This is a genomic window from Brevundimonas sp. C43, from assembly GCF_030732185.1.
GTDB lineage: Bacteria > Pseudomonadota > Alphaproteobacteria > Caulobacterales > Caulobacteraceae > Brevundimonas > Brevundimonas diminuta_C.
Map to the genome: position 1 here is coordinate 270,879 of NZ_CP132231.1, position 17,504 is coordinate 288,382.

A 17,504-nucleotide genomic window follows, 5' to 3' on the forward strand; every position below is an offset into this window, starting at 1 on the left:
TGTAACTAGCGCCGACGAAGGGTGGGCGCCAAGAGGCTGTAAGGCCCTTAATCCCCCGATTTCGAACTCGCAATGACAAGGGTTCACAAGCCTTACCCCGATTTAACTTGGCGGTGAGGGGGCGCACGGTCAGATAGGCGCAAGTACCGGGGGTTTATCGACGACAATGTCGCTTGCGCTATCAACACTGCTGTTCGAGTGGCGTCGCTATATGGCGGCGGTCATGGCTTTGGCCCTGTCGGGCCTTCTGGTCCTGGCGATGACCGGCGTCTTCATCGGCATCGGCAAGGGGTTCACCGCCACCATCGAGCGGTCGAACGCCGATATCTTCATCATGCAGCCCGGCGCCAAGAGCCTGATGGGCGGGCCATCGGGCGTGCCCCGCCGGTTCATTCCCTTGGCCTACAACCACCCTGAGGTGGTCGAAGTCATGCCGCTGGACGGCGCCGGGGGCACGTTCCAGAACATCAAGAACGTCGATCCGACCAAGAGCCAGGCGGACAATGCGTCGCAGGGCGCCCCGCGACAGAAGTTCGTCCAGGCCAGCATCATCGACACCCGCCCCGGCTCGGTGACGATCCCGACCGACTATTCCCAGGAACTGGTCGACGCCCTGCGCCAACCCTACACCGTCGCGGTGGACGAGACGGCCCTGACGACCCTTGGCGTGAAGCTGGGCGACAAGGCCCTGTACAACGGCCAGACCGTCACCGTCGTCGGCGTGACGCGCGGCTATCCCAATATGATGCAGCCGGGCGTGGTCATGTCGCGCGACACCCTGCGGATGCTGGGCCAGGCCGACACGGGTCCGCGCGTCGGTCCTTTGATGGTCAAGTTGCGTGATCCGGCCCGCGCGCCCGTCGTGGTGGCTCAGTTGAACGCCATGGGCGCCGGTCAGTGGAAGGCCTGGACCAAGCAGCAGCTGGCCGACGCCAACGCCGGCGCGATGTTCGAGGAAGGCATCCTGGTCATCATCATCGGCGGCTGCGTCGTCTTGGGGATCATCATCGGCGTGGCCATCACTTGGCAGACCCTGCGCGGCGCCATCATGGCCAACATCAAGGAGTTCGCCTCCCTGCGGGCCCTGGGCGTCAGCATGGGGTCCCTGCGTCGGATCGTGGTCGAACTCAGCTTCTGGGTCGGCGTCGTCGGCGTCATCGCGGCCATCGTCCTGACCTGGCTGGTGTCGCTGCTGGCGATGATGGGGGCGGTGATCATCGCCTTGCCCCTGTCGCTGCTGATCATCGTCGGCATCGGCCTTATCGCCATCGCCATGGTTTCCGGCCTGCTGTCGCTGGGCATCCTCAAGAACAGCCAACCGGCGGACCTGCTGCGATGAACGTTCATACAAAGGTTCACGGCAAGCACGGCGACTTCGCCATCGAGGCCAAAAGCCTGGTCAAGCGGTTCAAGTCCGGCAAGGCCTGGGTCGATGTTCTCAAGGGCGTCGATTTCGATGCGCGGCATGGCGATTTGACCATGGTCATGGGGCCGTCCGGCTCGGGCAAGTCCACCCTGATCGCAGCCCTGTCGGGCCTGCTGAAGCCCGAAGAGGGCCGGGTGGACGTGCTGGAGGTCGACGACCTGTGGAAGCTGTCCTCGGGCCGCATCGACAAGTTCCGTCTGGATAACTGCGGCTTCATCTTCCAGGGCTTCAACCTGTTCCCCGCGCTGACGGCCCTCCAGCAGGTCGAGACGGTGCTGAAGTTCCAGGGGCTGACCGCGGGCCAGGCCAAGAAGCGCGCCACCATCGCCCTTGAAGAGGTCGGCCTGGGCCACCGTCTGCACCAGAGGCCGGCGGCCCTGTCGGGCGGTGAAAAGCAGCGCGTCGCCATCGCCCGCGCCCTGGCCAAGGATCCTAAGATCCTGTTCGCCGACGAACCCACCTCGGCCCTAGACGGCGAGAACGGCCAGGTGGTCATCAAGCTGCTTCGCCGCGCCGCCACCGAACACGGCGCCGCCGTCATCTGCGTGACCCACGATCCACGCCTGGAGGCCTGGGCCGACCGGGTCATCCATATCGAGGACGGCAAGATCCTGGACGACCAGCGCCGCATCCCCGATCCGAACGCCATCCTGGCGTCCCACTAACCGACACGACGATTTCCCTTAGGACGACACGCCAATGCCCGGCTTTCTGAAGAAAAAACGCACCTGGATCGGCCTGCTGCTGGTGATCGTGCTGGCGGTCGGCTTCATGCTGTTCCAGTCCGCCGCCAAGACCAAGAAAGCCGAGCAGGAGAAGGCGGCGGCGACCAAGGTCGACAGCCCCTATGCGGCCATCGCCAACGGCAAGGTCGACGTCGAGGGCGGCATCATCCAGATCGCGGCCCGTCGCGGCGGCATCGTCCGGGACGTCCTTGTTCAGGAAGGCGATCGCGTCGTTGCCGGTCAGATTTTGGCCCGTCAGGAAGACGACGAAGCGCGTCTGGCGGTGCAGGCCGCGGCCGCCGCCGTCAGCCAGGCCGAAAGCCAACTGGCCCAGATCCGCGTGGACATCCGCACCGCCCAGCGCGAGCAGGAGCGTCTGCAACGCCTGGTCGCCACCAACTTCGTCGCCGCCCAGCGCATGGATCAGGCCCAGGACGCCATCGCCACCGCCCAGGCCCGCCTGGGGTCGCAGGTCGCCGCCGTCCAGACCGCGCGCGCCCAGCTGGATCAGGCCCGCTACAATCAGGAACTGACGGTCATCCGCGCGCCGACCAACGGCCGGATCGTGCGCCGTTACGCCAACCCCGGCGCCGGCGCCTCGACCCTGAACGTCTCCAACATGTTCGATCTGGAGCCGGACGCGCCGCGCATCGTCCGCGCCGAGGTGGTCGAGAGCGACCTGCCGAACCTGACCGACGGCCAGGCCGTCGAGATCAGCCCCGAGGGCGACGCCAGCAAGGTCTATATCGGCGCCGTCATGCGTCGGGCCGCCGTGTTCGGCGCGCGCAAACTGGCCTCTGACGATCCCTCGCAGCGCAGCGACGAGCGGGTGGTGGAAGTGGTCGCCTCGGCCGGCGATGCGCCCCTGCTGATCGGACAGCGGGTGCTGGTCAAGTTCATGAAGCCGGGCGAGACCGCCGGGGCCAAACGCGCCGTCGCCGCCGGCGTCGGGCCCAGCGAGGCGATGAAGACGAAATAGGACGTCGGATCAGCGGCCCAGCCCTAGTTTCCTATGAAGGCACCCGGCCGCTTTTCCAGCACGGCGGCGACGCCTTCCTGATGGTCCTCGGTCAGGTGGGCCAGAGCCTGCATCGCCGCCGACATCTCCAGCATCTGGTCGAAGGTCGTGTCGCGACCCTGGCGCAGCAGCGTCTTGGCCATACGCAGGGCCTGGGGCGGCTGGGCCGCGACCTGGGCGGCGACGGCCAAGGCTTCGTCCATCAGGCTGTCGTGCGCGACCACCCGATTGACCAGCCCCCATTCGGCCGCCGTCGCGGCGTCGATGGAGCGGGCCGTGAACAGCAGCTCGGCAGCGCGGGCATAGCCGATGTTGCGTGGAAGCAGCCACGATCCGCCGTCGCCGGGGATGATGCCCAGCTTCAGGAAAGGCACGCCGAAGCTGGCGCGCTCAGACGCGATACGGATATCGCCCAGGCCGGCGATATCGCAGCCCAAGCCCATCGCCGGCCCATTGACGGCGGCGATCAGCGGAACCTCGAGCCCATACAGCGACCGCACGATCCGGTGGACGACGCGGCGATAGCGTTCGCGGATGGCGGCGCCTGACCCCTCGAACAGGTCGCGCCCGTCCCGCATCGCCGTCAGATCGCCGCCGGCCGAAAAGGCCCGCCCGGCGCCAGTCAGGACCACGCAGCGGATCGACGGATCAGCATTGACCCGCTCGCACGCCGACGCGACCTCGTCGCCGTCGCCCAGATCGGGCAGGGCGTTCAGCCGCGCCTCGCGATCCAGCGTCCAGATCAGGATCGCGCCCCGCTTCTCTTCCGTGATCAGGCCCATGCATCGTCTCCGTCTTCGCACCCGTCATCGACCGCGAACGCGGCGTCAGGCAAGCCCGGAAATGCAAAAGCCCCGGCGAGACCGGGGCTTCTTCAGGCTGGGGGCCGAGCGGGCCGTCAGCGTTTCTTGATCGTATAGGGTACGAAGTTGGACGGATGGCTGACCACCCGGCCCGAGTTCGACGGCATGTGCCGACTGTTGACCAGCATCCCGCCCCAAAGGGCGAAGGACATCATGGCGTGTTGGAGGTTACGCTCCTTATCGTTCATCTTGGCGTCTCCTTTCGCAGAACGATGAAAAGAGACGCGTCGTACCAATGGGATTCCACCGTCAGTCGTTTCGCGTCATCAGCCGATATAAGACAGTTTCGTGAATTTGCAACTTTATTCGTCAGGATTCGGAGTGATTTTCGCCGCTGTGTCACAATGAGCTCGACGACCCCGAACCGGCCCGGACCGCCCAAGGCCATCGCCACGCCCTGCGTCATGGTGTGCGCGGTCGATGGCGAGAGCGGCCTCTGCCTGGGCTGCTTTCGTACGCTGAAGGAGATCGCCGGCTGGCGGGCGCTGAACGACGCCGAGCGCGCGGCGGTCATGGCCGAACTGCCGTCGCGCCGCAGTCAGGTCGATCCGGCCAAGCTGGGCTAGCGCGGTTCGCGGCTTAAGCTTTCGTCAGCCACGTCGTTTCACCCCATCCAAACGCCGCGCCTTTAAGACAGAGGCATGGTTCGCATCGATACCCAGTCTGTCGTGGTCCTCGGCTTCGCGCTCATGGCGTCGTTCGGCACGGCTCTGACGATCCGCCATCTGGAAGGCGACGGCATGGCCCAGGCGGCGACGCCGCTGGTCGAGGCGGCGATCGGCGCCTCCGGAACCGACGCCCAGGTGGTCAAGGGCGCGGACGGCCACTACTGGGCCGAGGCCAATATCGACGGCAAGGCGGTGCGGGTGCTGGTGGATACAGGGGCCAGCGTGGTCGCCCTGACGCGCGCCGACGCCCTGCGGCTGGGCGTCGATCCGGAACCCGAAGCCTTCACCGGCAAGGTCCAGACAGCCTCGGGCGTCGTGCGCGCCGCGCCGGTCCAGCTGAAGACGATCTCAGTCGCGGGCGCGCGGGTGGACCGGGTCGAGGCCCTGGTGGTGGAGCAGGGGCTGGAATACTCACTCCTGGGCATGAGCTATCTGGGCCGGCTTTCCGCCTTTTCCGCCACGCCGGCCGGGCTGACGCTGCGACCCTAAAGGTCGCGCATCTGGCGACGGGCTTCGCTGAAATACTGCCAGCCGGTCCACAGGGTAATGATGGCGGCGAACCAGATCAGGAAGATGGCGAAGGATTCGAACGCCGGCTGCCAGGCCAGCGGCGATCCGTCGTCGTTCTGCAGGCCCAGGGCGCCCCACAGCAGGGTCAGCTGAAGCGCGGCGAGCGCAACCATCTGCACCGTGGTCTTCCACTTGGCAGCCAGGGTTACCGGCAGTTCGATGCGGCCGGCCATCGTCTCGCGCAGGGCGGAGACGGCGAACTCCCGGAACAGGATCAGGCCGCAGGGCAGGGCGATGCCGGGCAGGGACCCCGAGGCCAGGACGCCCAGGATGGCCCCGGTCACCAACACCTTGTCGGCGATGGGATCCAGAATGGCGCCCCAACGCGTGGTCGCGTTCCAGCGCCGGGCGAGGTAGCCGTCGACCCAGTCGGTCGAGGCGGCGATGACGAAGATCCAGAAGGCCCAGACGCTGAACCGCCCCTGGGTCTCCGGCGACAGCCAGGCCTCAAGCGCGCCCGGCGCCGCCCCGGCCATCATGGCGAACATCACCACCCCGGCCGCCAGACGCAGCCCGGTCAGGATGTTGGGGATGGGGTTGGCGCGGTGGGCGGAGGTCATCGTCATGTCCGTTGCAACGCGCCGGGTGTGGCACGGTTCGCCGCTCAATCCAACGGTTCGAACCGGGGCTGGTCGGTCAGGGCCGTCAGGGCGCCCTCGGCGATGCCGAAATGCAGGCCGCTGAGCTGAAGCTCGCCCTTGGCTTCGCGCTCGGCGATCCAGGGGAAGGTGCGCAGGTTCCGGATCGACAGGCGCACGATGGCTTCTTCGGCCGCGCGCTCGAGCTGGTCAGGGGCGACGGTTTCGGCGACGTGCTGCACAATGGGCGCGCCTTGGGCGATCCAGGGGGCGACGAAGTCGGCGACGATTTCAGGGGCGCCGTTGATCATGGCGTTGACCCCGCCGCAGTGGGCGTGGCCCATGACCACGATCCGCTTGACGCCCAGCACCTTGACCCCGAACTCCAGCGCCGCCGACACGCCGTGCAGCTTGCCGTCCGGCTCATAGGGCGGGACGAGGTTGGCGACGTTGCGCACGACGAACAGCTCGCCCGGCTTGGCGTCGAAGATCAGGGCCGGATCGGCGCGGCTGTCGGAACAGGCCACGATCAGGGTGTGCGGCTTCTGGCCCTTTGTCGCCAGGGTTTCGTATTCGGCACGGGCCGTCGGCCAGTGCTCGGCGCGGAAGCGGCGATAGCCAGCGGTCAGTTCGTCTTCGATGTCGCTCATGGTCGGTGTCTTAGCTCCGGCTCAGCTTTTACGGAAGAAGGCGTGGATGCGTTCGGCGAGGGGTTGGTTGATGCCGTCGACCTTGACCAGATCGGCCAATGAGGCGCGGCTGACGCCCTTGGCCGAGCCGAAGGCGTGCAGCAGGGCCTTCTTGCGGCCGGGGCCGACGCCTTCGATCTCGTCCAGCGGATTCTTCTTGATGTCCATCGAGCGGCGCTTGGCGTGGGCGCCGTTGGCGAAGCGGTGGGCCTCGTCGCGCAGCCGCTGCAGATAGTAGAGGGCCGGTGATTTCAGCGGCAGCATGAAGGGCGCCTTGCCGGGCATGAAGAACTTCTCCATCCCCGCGTCGCGATCCGGCCCCTTGGCCACGCCGACGACGGTGATGTCGTCCAGCCCGCCTAGGTCGGCCATGACCGCCAGCACCTCGGCCAACTGCCCCGCGCCGCCGTCGATCAGCAGCAGGTCGGGGCGGACGACGTCTTCGCCCTTGGCCTCGCCTTCCTCCTCGTCCTTGATCAGGCGCGAGAAGCGGCGGCGCATGACCTCGCGCATCATGCCGTAGTCGTCGCCGGGCGTCAGATCCTCGCCCCGGATGTTGAACTTGCGATACTGCGACTTCTGGAAGCCTTCGGGGCCGGCGACGACCATGCCGCCGACCGCATTGGTCCCTTGAATGTGGGCGTTGTCGTAGATCTCGATCCGCTCGGGCCGGCTCTCCAGGCCGAAGGCCTCGCACACCTCGTCCAGGATCTTGCCCTGCGCCGAGCTTTCGGCCAGGCGACGGCCCAAGGCCTCGCGCGCATTGGTCAGGGCGTGGTCGACAAGGGCCAGCTTCTCGCCGCGCATCGGACGGACGATCTCGACCTTGCGATCCGCCTTCATCGAAAAGGCCTCTTCCAGCAGTTCCAGCTCGTGCGGGCGCACGTTAGACAGGATCAGGCGCGGGATCGGCTTGTCCTCGTAGAACTGGCCCAGGAAGGCGGCCAGGATCTCGGGGTCGGTGTCGGTCTTGTCCACGCGCGGGAAATAGGCGCGGCCGCCCCAGTTCTGGCCGGCGCGATAGAAGAAGACCTGGACGCAGGCCTGGCCCCCGTCGGAATGCAGGGCGAAGACGTCGCCTTCGGCCACGCTGTCGGCGCTGACGGAGTTCTCCATCGATATGGCCGACAGGGCGCGGATGCGGTCGCGCACGCGGGCGGCCTGTTCGAAGTCCATCTCGTCGGACGCCGCCTGCATCTCCTTGGACAGGCGGCCGATGACGGCGCGCGACTTGCCGCGCAGGAACTGTTCGGCCTCGGTGACCAGTTCGCCGTAGTCCTCGAGGCTGATCAGGCCGGTGCACGGGGCCGAGCAACGCTTGATCTGGTGCAACATGCAGGGACGGGTGCGGGTCTCATAGACGCTGTCGGAACAGGAGCGCAGCAGGAAGGCCTTCTGCAGGGTGTTCAGCGTGCGGTTGACCGCCCAGGTCGAGGCGAAGGGGCCGAAATAGTCGCCGGGTGTCGTGTGGGCGCCGCGATGCTTCCTGACCTGGGGCGCGCGGTGGTCGCGGCGGATCATCAGTTCGGCGAAGGACTTGTCGTCGCGCAGCACCACGTTGAAGCGGGGCTTCAGCTTCTTGATGAAGTTGGATTCCAGCAGCAGGGCTTCGGTCTCGGTGGCGGTGACCACCAGCTCCATCGAGCGGGTCTGCGACACCATCAGGCCGATCCGCTGGGTGTGAAAACGCCCCTGCGCATACTGGATGATGCGCTTCTTCAGCGACTTGGCCTTGCCGACGTACAGGCACGACCCATCCTCGCCATACATGCGATAGACGCCCGGCTTGTCCGGCGCCCGGCGCGCCTCGTCGGCGATCAGGGCGGCGGCTTTCAGTTGGGAATCAGGCGTCTCCTCGGTCATCGCGCCCGATATAGGGTCAAGAGCGCCGGACCAGAAGGACGCCGGCCAGAACAAGCCCCACGCCGGCGACGCGGCCGATGTTCAACGGCTGGCGCGGCACCCCCAGCGCCCCGAAATGATCCAACGCCAGGCTGAGCAACAGCTGGCCCCCGACCATCAGGGTGATGGTCATGGCCACCCCCAAGCGCGGCACGCCCCAGGCGGCGGCGACCACGAAACAGGCGCCGTAGGCTCCGCCCAGCCAGGCGTACCACGGCAGGGCCCGCGTCGCGGCCATGTCCGGCCGGGTGTGCAGGATCGCCGCCAATATCCCCAGCACTGTCGTGCCGACCGCAAACGAGATGAAGGCCGCGTTGACCGGCGAGGCCACGGCGGTTGCCAGCTTGGCGTTGGTCGGCGCCTGAAGCGCGGTGGCGCCGCCGGCCAGAATGACGACGAGGATGGCGAGCAGGGACGGGTTCATGGCCCTTGGCTAGCATGGCGCTCGCCGATTGTTACCCCCGGATGAAGCGGGCGGCGCGTTCTCCTTCCGGATCGCCGGCGACGCCGAAGTCGCGCTTGATGGTCATATGGCTGTCGTCCGGCGCGGCCACGACCTCTGCGCGGCCGCCGACCCGGACCAGGGCCTCAGCCAGGCCGCGGCTCTGCGCTGTCGAATCCTGCCGGCGGGCGACGTGGAAGATGAGGAAGGGCGGATAGGTCACGCCGGGGCGGATAAGCAGAGTAGGCGACAAGGCGGCAGCCTGATCGCCGAAGGCCTGATCATAGGTTCGGCCCAGCCACTGATCGACCGGGCCGGTCCCGCGTGGCGCCGTGGCGTCATAGCCGGCCCCGTCCAGCAGGATCACGCCCGCCAGATCCGAGGGTTTCTCCCCAACTGCGCCGAGGTATTCGGGATCGATTCCGACCAGCGCGGCCAGATGGGCCCCGGCCGAATGGCCCAGCAGATAGATCGGCCGTCCGGGCAGGCGGCGCTTCAGATCGGCGACAGCGGCGGCGACATCCAGGGCCGACTCGCGCGCGCTGACGGCGGGCGCCAGCCGATAGCTGGTTGAGGCCAGGGTAAAGCCGTGCCGCTGAGCATAGTCCGGCAAGGCGGCGACATTGGTCCGTTCGCCCCGCGACCAGCCGCCGCCGTGGACGAACATCAGGATCGGTCCCGTCCCTCCGTCCGCATAGAGATCGCAGGCCTGAAGCGGGTCCGGACCGAAGGTGAAGGTGTGGGCGGGCGCGACGACCGGGCCGGAGGGCGCCATGCGACGCGATCGACGATCGCTGCGGGTCTGGGCGAGGGCTTGGGCGGGGAGGGTGGCGCTGACGGCCAGGCCGATAAGGGCCAGGCGACGCGAGAGAGGCATGGTGCGATCCTTTAGCAGGCTTGACCATTCTGAAACGCAGCGAGGGGTGGTTTCCGTCTCACCAGTCCGGATCGACCGGGGCGCCGTCGAAGAGTTCGGCCAGACGCGCGTGACAGCCCCGGTTCACGTCGTCTGGCAGGGCGGAAGGCGAGAACCAGCCGATCTCGGCGATTTCGCCGTGGCTGGTGCGCTGGCTCAGATCGAAGGCGTCGATGCGGAAGACGGCGACGTGATCGCCGGGAAAGAATCGTTCGTTGGAATGGATCGAGATCAGGCGCGGCGCCCCGCGCGCGACCAGCCCGGCCTCTTCGCGCAGCTCGCGCACCACGGCGGCGTGCGTCGTCTCGCCCCGGTCCACCCCGCCGCCCGGCAGCCACCAGCCCTTGAGATAGGTGTGCCGCACCATCAGCACCCGCCCCTGCGCATCCACCGCCACCGCCCGCACGCCCAGCGTCTTGCCCCGCGTCAGACGCGACCAAGCGAAGAACAGCGGGCGGGTGAAGGGCTCGACGTGGATGCGCCAGGTCATTGTGAACTCGCTTTCATCACAGCGATGTGAAAGACCCTCGCCTGTAGCTAAGGGAGCCAATCTTAAATCTATTCTGTCTTCCTCAAGCCGATTTGTCTGGGAATAACCTCAGCAATCCCTGTTGTGGCTCATGTCGACAGGCCCTTATCCCCCATTGGTCTCTTCGTTCGGCTGCGCTGGATGGATTAATTGCCCAGTAGTCGGTGATCGCTGCCCTGAGCTGGCCATCTACGAATAGTCTCTCCCCAGAGCGATATAGTCCCCGTGATTTTTCAGGATCATCATCGAACTTCACGAACACTGCGGCACCAACTGGCGCTTTGCCGACGTAACTGTAGGTGAGACAATGACCAATATAGTTGGCGGGATTAGATATTCCGCGCGACGCTAATCGTGCGAACCATGCTGTTTCCGCCTCGCAACGCGCATCGCCATCCGGCGCCAGTTCGAACTTGTAGACACCCGAAGGTTCGCCCCGCGTGGGACCGAAATAGTAGCCGTCCCCCGGCCCCATGTTCATGTACAGCGCGCGGGCGACCCCGCTGCGCAGCCACAAATCTTCTCCGCTGCCTATTCCAATAAACTGCGACGCTGTCTGGAAGCCAGGATCATCCGCCGGGTCACGGGAAAGATTGCCCGGCATCCAAACGTCGATCCCATAAGGGCGCTCGCCAAACCAGCGTAAGGCCGCATCCTGCTCACATCGTCGTTTCATCTCGGAAAGCATGGCTGGACTGGGACGGTCCGACAAATACAAGGTCGTCAGGCACCCCGACAGGGGCGCGGCCATCATGATGGCTAGCAGTATGCGCGACATTTGAAACTCCCCTGCGGTCGGACCTTAGCGTCAGGCGCGCTTCAGGCAAGCGAGCCATCCCCGCTTGAACCCCGCCCCATCCCGCTCTAAGCCAAGACGGACAACAGGAGCATTCCATGCTGGCTCTCGGCATCATCTTCGGCTTCATCGCCGTTCTGGCGGCGTTCAACGTGTTCGAGTTCGGTCGGGTTGACTGAGGCGGCTGCTCGCTCTGAGCGGGGCGTCGCCCTGGTCACGGGCGGGGCGCGGCGGATCGGGCGGGCCATCTGTCTGAAGCTGGCCCAGGCCGGGTTCGACGTGGCGATACATCACCATGCGTCGGGCGACGACGCCCGCAGCCTGGCCGACGACATCGCGGGGCTGGGTCGGCGCGCGTGTTTGTTGCAGGCCGACCTGACGGACGAGGCCAGGGTGCGGGCGCTGATCCCCGCGGCGGTCGAGGCGCTGGGGCCGGTCAGCGTGCTGGTCAACAACGCCTCGGTGTTCGAGGACGACCGGATCGGCGACCTGACGCGCGACAGCTGGGACCTGCATCTCGACACCAATCTGAGGGCGCCGATCGTGCTGTCTGAGGCGTTCGCCGCCCAGGCGGTCGAGGGGGCCATCGTCAATCTGCTGGACCAGAAGGTGCTGAAGCCGGATCCGCGCTTCTTCTCCTACAGCCTGTCGCGCAACGGCCTGTGGTGGGCGACGCGGACCCTGGCCCAGGCGCTGGCGCCGGGCATTCGGGTCAATGGGGTGGGGCCGGGGCCGACCCTGCCGTCCATCCATCAGACACCCGAAGAGTTCGCCGCCGAGGCGCGCGCCACCCTGCTGGAGACGCCCGGCAGCCCAGAGGCGGTGGCCGAGGCGGTGCTGTGGCTGATTGACGCCCGGATGGTCACGGGCCAGATGATCGCCGTCGACGGGGGCCAGCATCTGGCCTGGCGCACCCCCGACATCCAGGAGTAGCGCGTGGTTTCCTCTCCTCTGGCGACGCCGGTTCCGGCGGACGATCCCCTGCGTTTCGGGCCGCTGCGTTTCGAGCGGCTGAGCGTGTTTGTGCGCGGGCTGGAGGTCGAGGCCGGGATCGGGGTCTATGACCACGAGCAGGGGCGGCTGCAGCGGCTGGTGATCGATGTGACGCTGGAGCTGGCGCCGCGTCCGATCGAACGGCTGGGCGACACCATCAACTATGAGACCGTGGCGGACGCCGCGCGCGCCATCGCCGCCCAGGGGCATGTGGGGCTGGTGGAGACCTTCGCCGAACGGCTGGCGCGGGCGTGCCTGGAGGACAACCACGTGCAGCGGGCCACGGTGCGGATCGAAAAGCCGGGCGCCCTGGCGGCGGTCGCGGCACCGGGCTGCGAGATCGTGCTGGGGCGGTAAGGGCGGTTGCTTCGCGCCGCGCCGACCGCCATTGTCGTCGCCAGATTCCAGCCGGGCGTCCGGCGTGACAGAAGCGTTGTTCATGGCCGAACCCGGCGATCCGAAAGACCCAGCAGCGCCCCGCGATCACGACCACGATCATGACGCCGAGGTCGGCTTCGTCTCGCCCGCGTCGCTGGCGGGACGAGCGCGTGAGCGCCAGCCGGAGCCGTTTCCCATAGGCGAGCGCGAACCGGACCTGTTCGATCCACCTGAGCCGGGGCCTTTCGACCGGTCTGGCCCGACGACCCGGCCGACGGCGCCGTTTCCGCCCCGGTCCGAGCCGACGCCCGCCGAGGCCGAGCCGGCGCCGGCCGTGCGCGCGGTGCGCCAGCGTCTGACGGCCGAGGCGGCGCCGAAACTTCAGGATTCAGGCCGTGAAGGACCGGTCGTGCCGATGCGGCTGTACGCCGTTTATGTGCTGATCCTGCTGGCCGTGCCGACACTGGGCGTGTCGTGCCTGGTGGCCCTGCTGGCGGTGATGCGACGCGACGGGGCGACGGATCCGCTGGAGCACAGCCATGCCGTCTATCAGCAGCGCACCATTCTGGGCGCCGTCGGGGCGGCGGTCGTCGGGGCGCTTCTGATCGTGGTCAATATCGGCGTGCTGGTGCTGTTCGCCCTGGCGATCTGGGTCCTGGCGCGCGGCGCGTTCGGGGTGCTGAAACTGAAGAGCGGGCAGGCCGTTCCTCACCCCCGCAGCCTGTTGTTCTGAAGGACCGACGATGACGACCGAACCCAACTTCATCGCCGGGCAGCCGTCGGAGGGCAAGGTCGGGGCGCTGATCGCCTGGGCCCTGTTCATCCTGTCGATCCCCAGCGCCAATGTGCTGGTTCTGATCGGGCTGGTGGTGTCCTATGTCACGCGCGGCACGGCGACGGGCGTGGCGCGCCAGCATATCGAGGCGCAGATCCGGCTGTTCTGGTCGGTCTTCTGGTGGACCATCGCGGCCTGGGTCGGGATTTTCGTCAGCGCCGTGGCGTCGGTCGTGCTGATCGGCATTCCGTTCCTGCTGCTGTTCCTGCTGGTCTGGTTCCTGCTGAGCGTCTGGTTCACGATCAAGAGCGTGATCGGCCTGCTGAACCTGCTGAACGACAAGCCGATCTGAACGGGGCCGATCTGAAACGCACGGAACGTCCCGACGGCCTTGGCGGTTGATCCGTCAAAGGAGAACCTGATGGGACAGTTCAAGGACGTCGAAGGTGACAACCGGTTCGAACAGGCGTTCGACGACGACAAGGGCGCGGGCCTGGTCTGGGCCGACTATGCCGTGAAGGGCGATGCCCGCATCATCCTGCATGTCGAGGCCGAGCCGTCGCTGCGGGGATCAGGCGCGGCCGGGCGGTTCATGCAGTCCCTGGCCGATCATGCGCGCCAGACGGGACTGAAGCTGTTTCCCCGATGCAGCTACGCCGTCGCCTGGCACAAGCGGCATCCGGATTACGACGACGTGCTGGCCTGAGAAAACACCGCCGCCCCGCGATCGCAGGGCGGCGGTTTCGGTTCATCCGCCGGCGTAGCCGCCGATGATCGGCAGGATCTCGCCGGTGATGAAGCTGGACATCTGGGGCGAGGCGAGAAAGACGTAGGCGGGCGCGATCTCTTCGGGCTGGGCCGGGCGTTTCATCACCGTGTCAGCGCCGAACTTTGAGGTCGCCTCGGCATCCTTGTCGGCGGGGTTCAGCGGGGTCCAGACCGGGCCGGGGGCGACGACGTTCACGCGAATGCCGCGCGGCGCCAGATGCGTGCCCAGCGAACGGGCAAAGGCGTGGATGCCGCCCTTGGTGAGAGAATAGTCGAGCAGATCCTTATTGCCCATCAGACCGGTGACCGAGCCGGTCATGACGATGGCCCCGCCGGCCTTCATGTGCGGGACCGCCGCCTTGGTCATGTTGAAATAGCCGTAGAGATTGGTCTTCAGCGTGCGGTCGAAATGCTCGTAGGTCAGGTCCTCGAAGGCGGGGACGTGCTCCTGGAAGGCGGCGTTGGGGACCAGGACATCCAGGCGGCCGAAGGCGTCCAGCGTCGCCTTGACCGCCATCTCGGCGAAGGCGGGGTCGGAGACGTCGCCCTTCAGCACCACGGCGCGGCGACCCTCGGCCTCGACGGCGGCCTTGGTGGTCTCGGCGTCGGCGTCCTCGTCCAGGTGGCAGATGACGACGTCGCAGCCTTCGCGCGCGAACAGGACGGCGACCGAGCGGCCGATGCCGGAATCCGCGCCGGTGATCAGGGCGGCGAACCCGTCCAGCTTGCCCGAGCCCTTCCAGAAGGGGGCGTCGTACATCGGCGCGGGATCGAGCGCGGCCTCGTCGCCGGGCTTGGTCTGATGTTGTTTGGGGAAGGGCGGTTCGGGGTAGGGGCGGGCGCCGGCCTGCATCGCGCCGGACGGCTTGTCATCGCCGGACGCCTTGTCCTTTGCGTCGATGTCGCGCTGGATGGCGCGTTCCTGATCGGCGATGTCTTCGGCGCGCGCGTGGGTCCGGTCGTCCATGGGGTCGTCTCCTGAAGATGGGGTCCTCAGGAAAGCGGACGGGCGGGCGGGTCGTTCCGACGGCCCAGCTTCGGTTTTTTCAGCCGACGCGGTGGACGATGGTCTTGATGGTCTCGGCCTTGGTCGGCAGATCGGCGGCGAGACGCGAGGCGATCTCGCGGGCGCCGACCGGATAGGCGTCGCCGCCGTCGGCGATGGCCTTGGCCTTGGCGGCGGCTTCGAGCAGCAGACGCTCCAGACCTTCGATTTCTTCCAACGCCAGGGCGTGGGCTTCCAGCTGAAGGCGTTTGACGCGGTCGGCGGTGGTTTCGGGCGCTTTCATCAGGTCGTAGATCTCGGCCTCGGCCGCGACGAGCCGCAGGTCAGGCTTGGCGTCGGAACCGGTGGATTTGGCCATGGAATCACGTCTCCCGCAAACGACAGGACCCTAGGGTGAGGCCGATCGAGATTGCCGTCGAGCGTTGCTGTAACGGTTGTGGCGACACTGTGGCCGCCACGCATCGGTCGATTACCGCTCGGGTGCCCGTGCCGGGACCATCGCAGGCGCAGCGACGGGGGCCAGGACGCCGCCGGCGACCGCACGCAGCGGCGAGCGCGGCGTGTGCAGGACGGCCGGCGAGACGCTGACGCCGTCCTGAACCGGGGTGACCAAATAGCCCTTGGCGGCCAGCTTGTCGCCCGAACGGACGCGCGAGGTCCAGACGGTGATCGGCGCGGCCAGCAGCAGCGGCAGGACGATCGGGGCGAACCATGTGGCCAGGTCGGGACGAACCGCCAGCGGGACCAGGAAGCCGACGCCGGCGATCATCTGCCAGCGCATGGCGCGGAAAGCGTCCGACCAGGCCAGGCCGTCGGCCTCGCGCTGCTGGGTCGACCAGCCGGTGTCGTGGCCCGAGACGATCTGGATGAAGGCCTTGGTGTTGGCGACCATCAGGATGGGGGCCAGGATGGCCGACAGGGCGATCTCGGCCGCCATGCCCTTGGCGATGGCTCGGCGGCCGCCGAAGGCGCGCAACTCGGCCGGACGGCTGAGGACCAGGGCGGCGCCCATGAACTTGGGCCCGATCAGCAGCACGCCGGACAGGAAGGAGGCCAGCATGAAGGGCGTGAACTGGGGGTTCAGGATGTAGAAGAAGCTGGTCCAGTCGACCGGATAGAACATCTGGATGAACAGGCCGACCATCAGCGACGCCAGCCACAGGGGCGACGACAGATAGGCCATGCAGCCCATCAGCAGCTGCAGGCGGCTCATCGGCGACAGGCCCTTGGCCGTGATCAGGCCCAGGTGCTGCAGGTTGCCCTGGAACCAGCGGTGGTCGCGGCGGATGAAGTCGGTGATCGACGGTGGGGTCTCTTCCCACGATCCGTCCAGCGAGGCGGTGACGTGGACGGCCCAGCCAGCGCGGCGCATCAGGGCGGCCTCGACGACGTCGTGGCTCATGATATGGCCGCCGAAGGGCTTCCTGCCCTTCAGGTGCGGCAGGCCGCAGCAGGCGGCGAAGGCGCGGGTGCGCAGGATGGCGTTGTGGCCCCAGTAGCTGGATTCCGAACCGGTCCAGTAGGCCAGGCCGGCGGCGGCGACGCGGCCGTACAGGCGCACCGAATATTGCGACACGCGGGCGAAGATGGTGCGGGCCTTGATGATGACCGGGGCGGTCTGGATCAGGCCGACGCCGGGATTGCGCTCCATGGCGTCGACCATACGCAGCAGGGTCTCGCCGGCCATGGTGCTGTCGGCGTCCAAAACGATCATGTTCTCATAGGCGCCGCCGAAACGACGGACCCATTCGGCCAAGTTGCCGGCCTTGCGCTCGGCGTTGTCGGTGCGGCGACGGTAGAAGGCCTTGGAGTTGGCGGCCATGCGGAACGACTGGAACACCGAACGCTCGGCGGCGGCGGCGTCTTCCTTGGTCGAGTCGCTCAGCACGAAGATGTCGAAGGCCGACGAGGCGCCCAGACGCGCCAGGCAGGAATCGATCTGGGACAGGCGCGCGAAGGACGAACGGGCGTCCTCGTTGTACAGCGGCATCAGCAGGGCGGTGCGGGTGCGCGGCATCGGCGGATGCGGCGAGAAGGCGAGGTCCGCCTGATCCTTGCCGCGCAGCATGACGAACAGGCCCATCAGACCGCTGACGAACCAGCAGGAGATGGCGGTGATCAGGACCATGAACAGGCTGAAGGCCAGGATCTCGGTGCCGTCCCAACCCTTGCGGGCATAGAGGTAGAAGGGCGTGATGGCCGACAGGCCAGTCAGGACGATGGTGCCGGCCAGCAGGGCCAGGCGACGCGTCGCGACCGTGCGCGGCGAGGTCGCGGGCGTTACGTCGGCGACGGCGTCGGGCGCGGACAGGGACTGGACCGGCATGGCCAGCGGCGCCTCGTCGGGCAGCCACGACCAGCTAGGCGTTTGCGCGCCGTGGATCGTCGTCTCGATTTCAGCCTGTTCGACAGGCCGGATCGCCAGCTTGTTCATGCCGCTCTGGACGCCCCCGTGTGAACCG

At 67.3% G+C, this 17,504-nt stretch carries 22 protein-coding genes; 10 read left to right on the forward strand and 12 right to left on the reverse strand.

What is annotated here, in order from left to right:
- Positions 1-166 precede the first annotated feature (166 nt).
- From Q9R14_RS01420 to Q9R14_RS01430, 3 genes are read left to right on the forward strand one after another with little or no spacing between them, the layout of a single operon-like run.
- Complete coding sequence (locus tag Q9R14_RS01420) at positions 167-1,339, forward strand: ABC transporter permease (RefSeq protein ID WP_242077071.1); 1,173 nt, start codon at positions 167-169, stop codon at positions 1,337-1,339.
- A complete protein-coding gene (locus Q9R14_RS01425; protein ID WP_306003213.1) occupies positions 1,336-2,091 on the forward strand; it encodes an ABC transporter ATP-binding protein in 756 nt (251 codons plus the stop codon). The genes Q9R14_RS01420 and Q9R14_RS01425 overlap by 4 nt, the downstream gene beginning before the upstream one ends.
- Before the next feature lie 34 nt (positions 2,092-2,125).
- On the forward strand, positions 2,126-3,130 hold the full coding sequence (locus Q9R14_RS01430) for an HlyD family secretion protein (RefSeq protein ID WP_039248126.1): 1,005 nt from the start codon (positions 2,126-2,128) through the stop codon (positions 3,128-3,130).
- A 23-nt stretch (positions 3,131-3,153) separates the two neighbouring features.
- Here the strand turns inward: Q9R14_RS01430 and Q9R14_RS01435 are convergent, their stop codons facing one another.
- A complete protein-coding gene (locus tag Q9R14_RS01435; protein WP_306003214.1) occupies positions 3,154-3,951 on the reverse strand; it encodes a crotonase/enoyl-CoA hydratase family protein in 798 nt (265 codons plus the stop codon).
- A 116-nt stretch (positions 3,952-4,067) separates the two neighbouring features.
- Entirely contained in the window at positions 4,068-4,220 is a 153-nt protein-coding gene (locus tag Q9R14_RS01440) for a hypothetical protein (RefSeq protein ID WP_017505113.1), read from the reverse strand.
- Positions 4,221-4,376: 156 nt separating this feature from the next.
- Here Q9R14_RS01440 and Q9R14_RS01445 point away from each other — a divergent pair, with 156 nt between their 5' ends.
- Together Q9R14_RS01445 and Q9R14_RS01450 are read left to right on the forward strand one after the other, a co-directional pair.
- Complete coding sequence (locus Q9R14_RS01445) at positions 4,377-4,598, forward strand: DUF1289 domain-containing protein (protein WP_306003215.1); 222 nt, start codon at positions 4,377-4,379, stop codon at positions 4,596-4,598.
- A gap of 75 nt (positions 4,599-4,673) precedes the next feature.
- The gene (locus tag Q9R14_RS01450; RefSeq protein WP_306003216.1) at positions 4,674-5,189 is read left to right on the forward strand and encodes a TIGR02281 family clan AA aspartic protease; all 516 of its coding nucleotides are present in this window, start codon (positions 4,674-4,676) and stop codon (positions 5,187-5,189) included.
- Here Q9R14_RS01450 and pgsA read toward each other — a convergent pair.
- From pgsA to Q9R14_RS01485, 7 genes are all read right to left on the reverse strand, one after another.
- Positions 5,186-5,830: a CDP-diacylglycerol--glycerol-3-phosphate 3-phosphatidyltransferase gene (pgsA, locus tag Q9R14_RS01455; protein WP_026108402.1), complete on the reverse strand. Its 645-nt coding sequence runs from the start codon at positions 5,828-5,830 to the stop codon at positions 5,186-5,188. The genes Q9R14_RS01450 and pgsA overlap by 4 nt on opposite strands.
- Positions 5,831-5,874: 44 nt before the next feature.
- On the reverse strand, positions 5,875-6,498 hold the full coding sequence (locus tag Q9R14_RS01460) for a carbonic anhydrase (RefSeq protein WP_306003217.1): 624 nt from the start codon (positions 6,496-6,498) through the stop codon (positions 5,875-5,877).
- Between the two features lie 21 nt (positions 6,499-6,519).
- Positions 6,520-8,400: an excinuclease ABC subunit UvrC gene (gene uvrC, locus Q9R14_RS01465; protein WP_306003218.1), complete on the reverse strand. Its 1,881-nt coding sequence runs from the start codon at positions 8,398-8,400 to the stop codon at positions 6,520-6,522.
- 16 nt (positions 8,401-8,416) lie between these two features.
- The gene (locus Q9R14_RS01470; RefSeq protein WP_066624324.1) at positions 8,417-8,863 is read right to left on the reverse strand and encodes a DMT family transporter; all 447 of its coding nucleotides are present in this window, start codon (positions 8,861-8,863) and stop codon (positions 8,417-8,419) included.
- Between the two features lie 31 nt (positions 8,864-8,894).
- Positions 8,895-9,758: an alpha/beta hydrolase gene (locus tag Q9R14_RS01475; RefSeq protein WP_306003219.1), complete on the reverse strand. Its 864-nt coding sequence runs from the start codon at positions 9,756-9,758 to the stop codon at positions 8,895-8,897.
- A gap of 58 nt (positions 9,759-9,816) precedes the next feature.
- Complete coding sequence (locus Q9R14_RS01480; RefSeq protein WP_306003220.1) at positions 9,817-10,287, reverse strand: NUDIX domain-containing protein; 471 nt, start codon at positions 10,285-10,287, stop codon at positions 9,817-9,819.
- 82 nt (positions 10,288-10,369) lie between these two features.
- Positions 10,370-11,104, reverse strand: coding sequence for a hypothetical protein (locus Q9R14_RS01485; protein ID WP_306003221.1), 735 nt, complete (start codon positions 11,102-11,104; stop codon positions 10,370-10,372).
- Between the two features lie 189 nt (positions 11,105-11,293).
- Here Q9R14_RS01485 and Q9R14_RS01490 point away from each other — a divergent pair, with 189 nt between their 5' ends.
- The 5 genes from Q9R14_RS01490 to Q9R14_RS01510 all read left to right on the forward strand — a co-directional run bounded on the left by Q9R14_RS01490 (position 11,294) and on the right by Q9R14_RS01510 (position 13,974).
- Positions 11,294-12,055 carry an SDR family oxidoreductase gene (locus Q9R14_RS01490; RefSeq protein ID WP_306003222.1) on the forward strand — a complete coding sequence of 254 codons (762 nt, stop codon included), beginning with the start codon at positions 11,294-11,296 and terminating at the stop codon, positions 12,053-12,055.
- 3 nt (positions 12,056-12,058) lie between these two features.
- Positions 12,059-12,472 (forward strand): dihydroneopterin aldolase, encoded by a 414-nt coding sequence (folB, locus tag Q9R14_RS01495; protein WP_306003223.1) that lies wholly within the window; start codon positions 12,059-12,061, stop codon positions 12,470-12,472.
- Positions 12,473-12,554: 82 nt separating this feature from the next.
- Complete coding sequence (locus tag Q9R14_RS01500; protein ID WP_306003224.1) at positions 12,555-13,226, forward strand: hypothetical protein; 672 nt, start codon at positions 12,555-12,557, stop codon at positions 13,224-13,226.
- 10 nt (positions 13,227-13,236) lie between these two features.
- Positions 13,237-13,620 carry a hypothetical protein gene (locus tag Q9R14_RS01505; RefSeq protein ID WP_306003225.1) on the forward strand — a complete coding sequence of 128 codons (384 nt, stop codon included), beginning with the start codon at positions 13,237-13,239 and terminating at the stop codon, positions 13,618-13,620.
- A 69-nt stretch (positions 13,621-13,689) separates the two neighbouring features.
- Positions 13,690-13,974, forward strand: coding sequence for a GNAT family N-acetyltransferase (locus tag Q9R14_RS01510; RefSeq protein WP_052689639.1), 285 nt, complete (start codon positions 13,690-13,692; stop codon positions 13,972-13,974).
- 42 nt (positions 13,975-14,016) lie between these two features.
- Here the strand turns inward: Q9R14_RS01510 and Q9R14_RS01515 are convergent, their stop codons facing one another.
- The 3 genes from Q9R14_RS01515 to mdoH all read right to left on the reverse strand — a co-directional run bounded on the left by Q9R14_RS01515 (position 14,017) and on the right by mdoH (position 17,476).
- Positions 14,017-15,003 (reverse strand): SDR family oxidoreductase, encoded by a 987-nt coding sequence (locus Q9R14_RS01515; RefSeq protein WP_055753102.1) that lies wholly within the window; start codon positions 15,001-15,003, stop codon positions 14,017-14,019.
- 79 nt (positions 15,004-15,082) lie between these two features.
- Positions 15,083-15,400 (reverse strand): hypothetical protein, encoded by a 318-nt coding sequence (locus Q9R14_RS01520; RefSeq protein WP_055753103.1) that lies wholly within the window; start codon positions 15,398-15,400, stop codon positions 15,083-15,085.
- 111 nt (positions 15,401-15,511) lie between these two features.
- Positions 15,512-17,476, reverse strand: a complete 1,965-nt coding sequence (gene mdoH, locus Q9R14_RS01525; RefSeq protein WP_306003226.1) for a glucans biosynthesis glucosyltransferase MdoH — start codon at positions 17,474-17,476, stop codon at positions 15,512-15,514.
- Between the last annotated feature and the right edge of the window lie 28 nt (positions 17,477-17,504).

Bases quoted from the DNA above. Each gene is read 5' to 3' on its own strand.
- Q9R14_RS01420 (WP_242077071.1), top strand. From the start codon at position 167: ATGTCGCTTGCGCTATCAACACTGCTGTTCGAGTGGCGTCGCTATATG.
- Q9R14_RS01425 (WP_306003213.1), top strand. From the start codon at position 1,336: ATGAACGTTCATACAAAGGTTCACGGCAAGCACGGCGACTTCGCCATC.
- Q9R14_RS01430 (WP_039248126.1), top strand. From the start codon at position 2,126: ATGCCCGGCTTTCTGAAGAAAAAACGCACCTGGATCGGCCTGCTGCTG.
- Q9R14_RS01435 (WP_306003214.1), bottom strand. From the start codon at position 3,951: ATGGGCCTGATCACGGAAGAGAAGCGGGGCGCGATCCTGATCTGGACG.
- Q9R14_RS01440 (WP_017505113.1), bottom strand. From the start codon at position 4,220: ATGAACGATAAGGAGCGTAACCTCCAACACGCCATGATGTCCTTCGCC.
- Q9R14_RS01445 (WP_306003215.1), top strand. From the start codon at position 4,377: ATGAGCTCGACGACCCCGAACCGGCCCGGACCGCCCAAGGCCATCGCC.
- Q9R14_RS01450 (WP_306003216.1), top strand. From the start codon at position 4,674: ATGGTTCGCATCGATACCCAGTCTGTCGTGGTCCTCGGCTTCGCGCTC.
- pgsA (WP_026108402.1), bottom strand. From the start codon at position 5,830: ATGACCTCCGCCCACCGCGCCAACCCCATCCCCAACATCCTGACCGGG.
- Q9R14_RS01460 (WP_306003217.1), bottom strand. From the start codon at position 6,498: ATGAGCGACATCGAAGACGAACTGACCGCTGGCTATCGCCGCTTCCGC.
- uvrC (WP_306003218.1), bottom strand. From the start codon at position 8,400: ATGACCGAGGAGACGCCTGATTCCCAACTGAAAGCCGCCGCCCTGATC.
- Q9R14_RS01470 (WP_066624324.1), bottom strand. From the start codon at position 8,863: ATGAACCCGTCCCTGCTCGCCATCCTCGTCGTCATTCTGGCCGGCGGC.
- Q9R14_RS01475 (WP_306003219.1), bottom strand. From the start codon at position 9,758: ATGCCTCTCTCGCGTCGCCTGGCCCTTATCGGCCTGGCCGTCAGCGCC.
- Q9R14_RS01480 (WP_306003220.1), bottom strand. From the start codon at position 10,287: ATGACCTGGCGCATCCACGTCGAGCCCTTCACCCGCCCGCTGTTCTTC.
- Q9R14_RS01485 (WP_306003221.1), bottom strand. From the start codon at position 11,104: ATGTCGCGCATACTGCTAGCCATCATGATGGCCGCGCCCCTGTCGGGG.
- Q9R14_RS01500 (WP_306003224.1), top strand. From the start codon at position 12,555: ATGGCCGAACCCGGCGATCCGAAAGACCCAGCAGCGCCCCGCGATCAC.
- Q9R14_RS01505 (WP_306003225.1), top strand. From the start codon at position 13,237: ATGACGACCGAACCCAACTTCATCGCCGGGCAGCCGTCGGAGGGCAAG.
- Q9R14_RS01510 (WP_052689639.1), top strand. From the start codon at position 13,690: ATGGGACAGTTCAAGGACGTCGAAGGTGACAACCGGTTCGAACAGGCG.
- Q9R14_RS01515 (WP_055753102.1), bottom strand. From the start codon at position 15,003: ATGGACGACCGGACCCACGCGCGCGCCGAAGACATCGCCGATCAGGAA.
- Q9R14_RS01520 (WP_055753103.1), bottom strand. From the start codon at position 15,400: ATGGCCAAATCCACCGGTTCCGACGCCAAGCCTGACCTGCGGCTCGTC.
- mdoH (WP_306003226.1), bottom strand. From the start codon at position 17,476: ATGAACAAGCTGGCGATCCGGCCTGTCGAACAGGCTGAAATCGAGACG.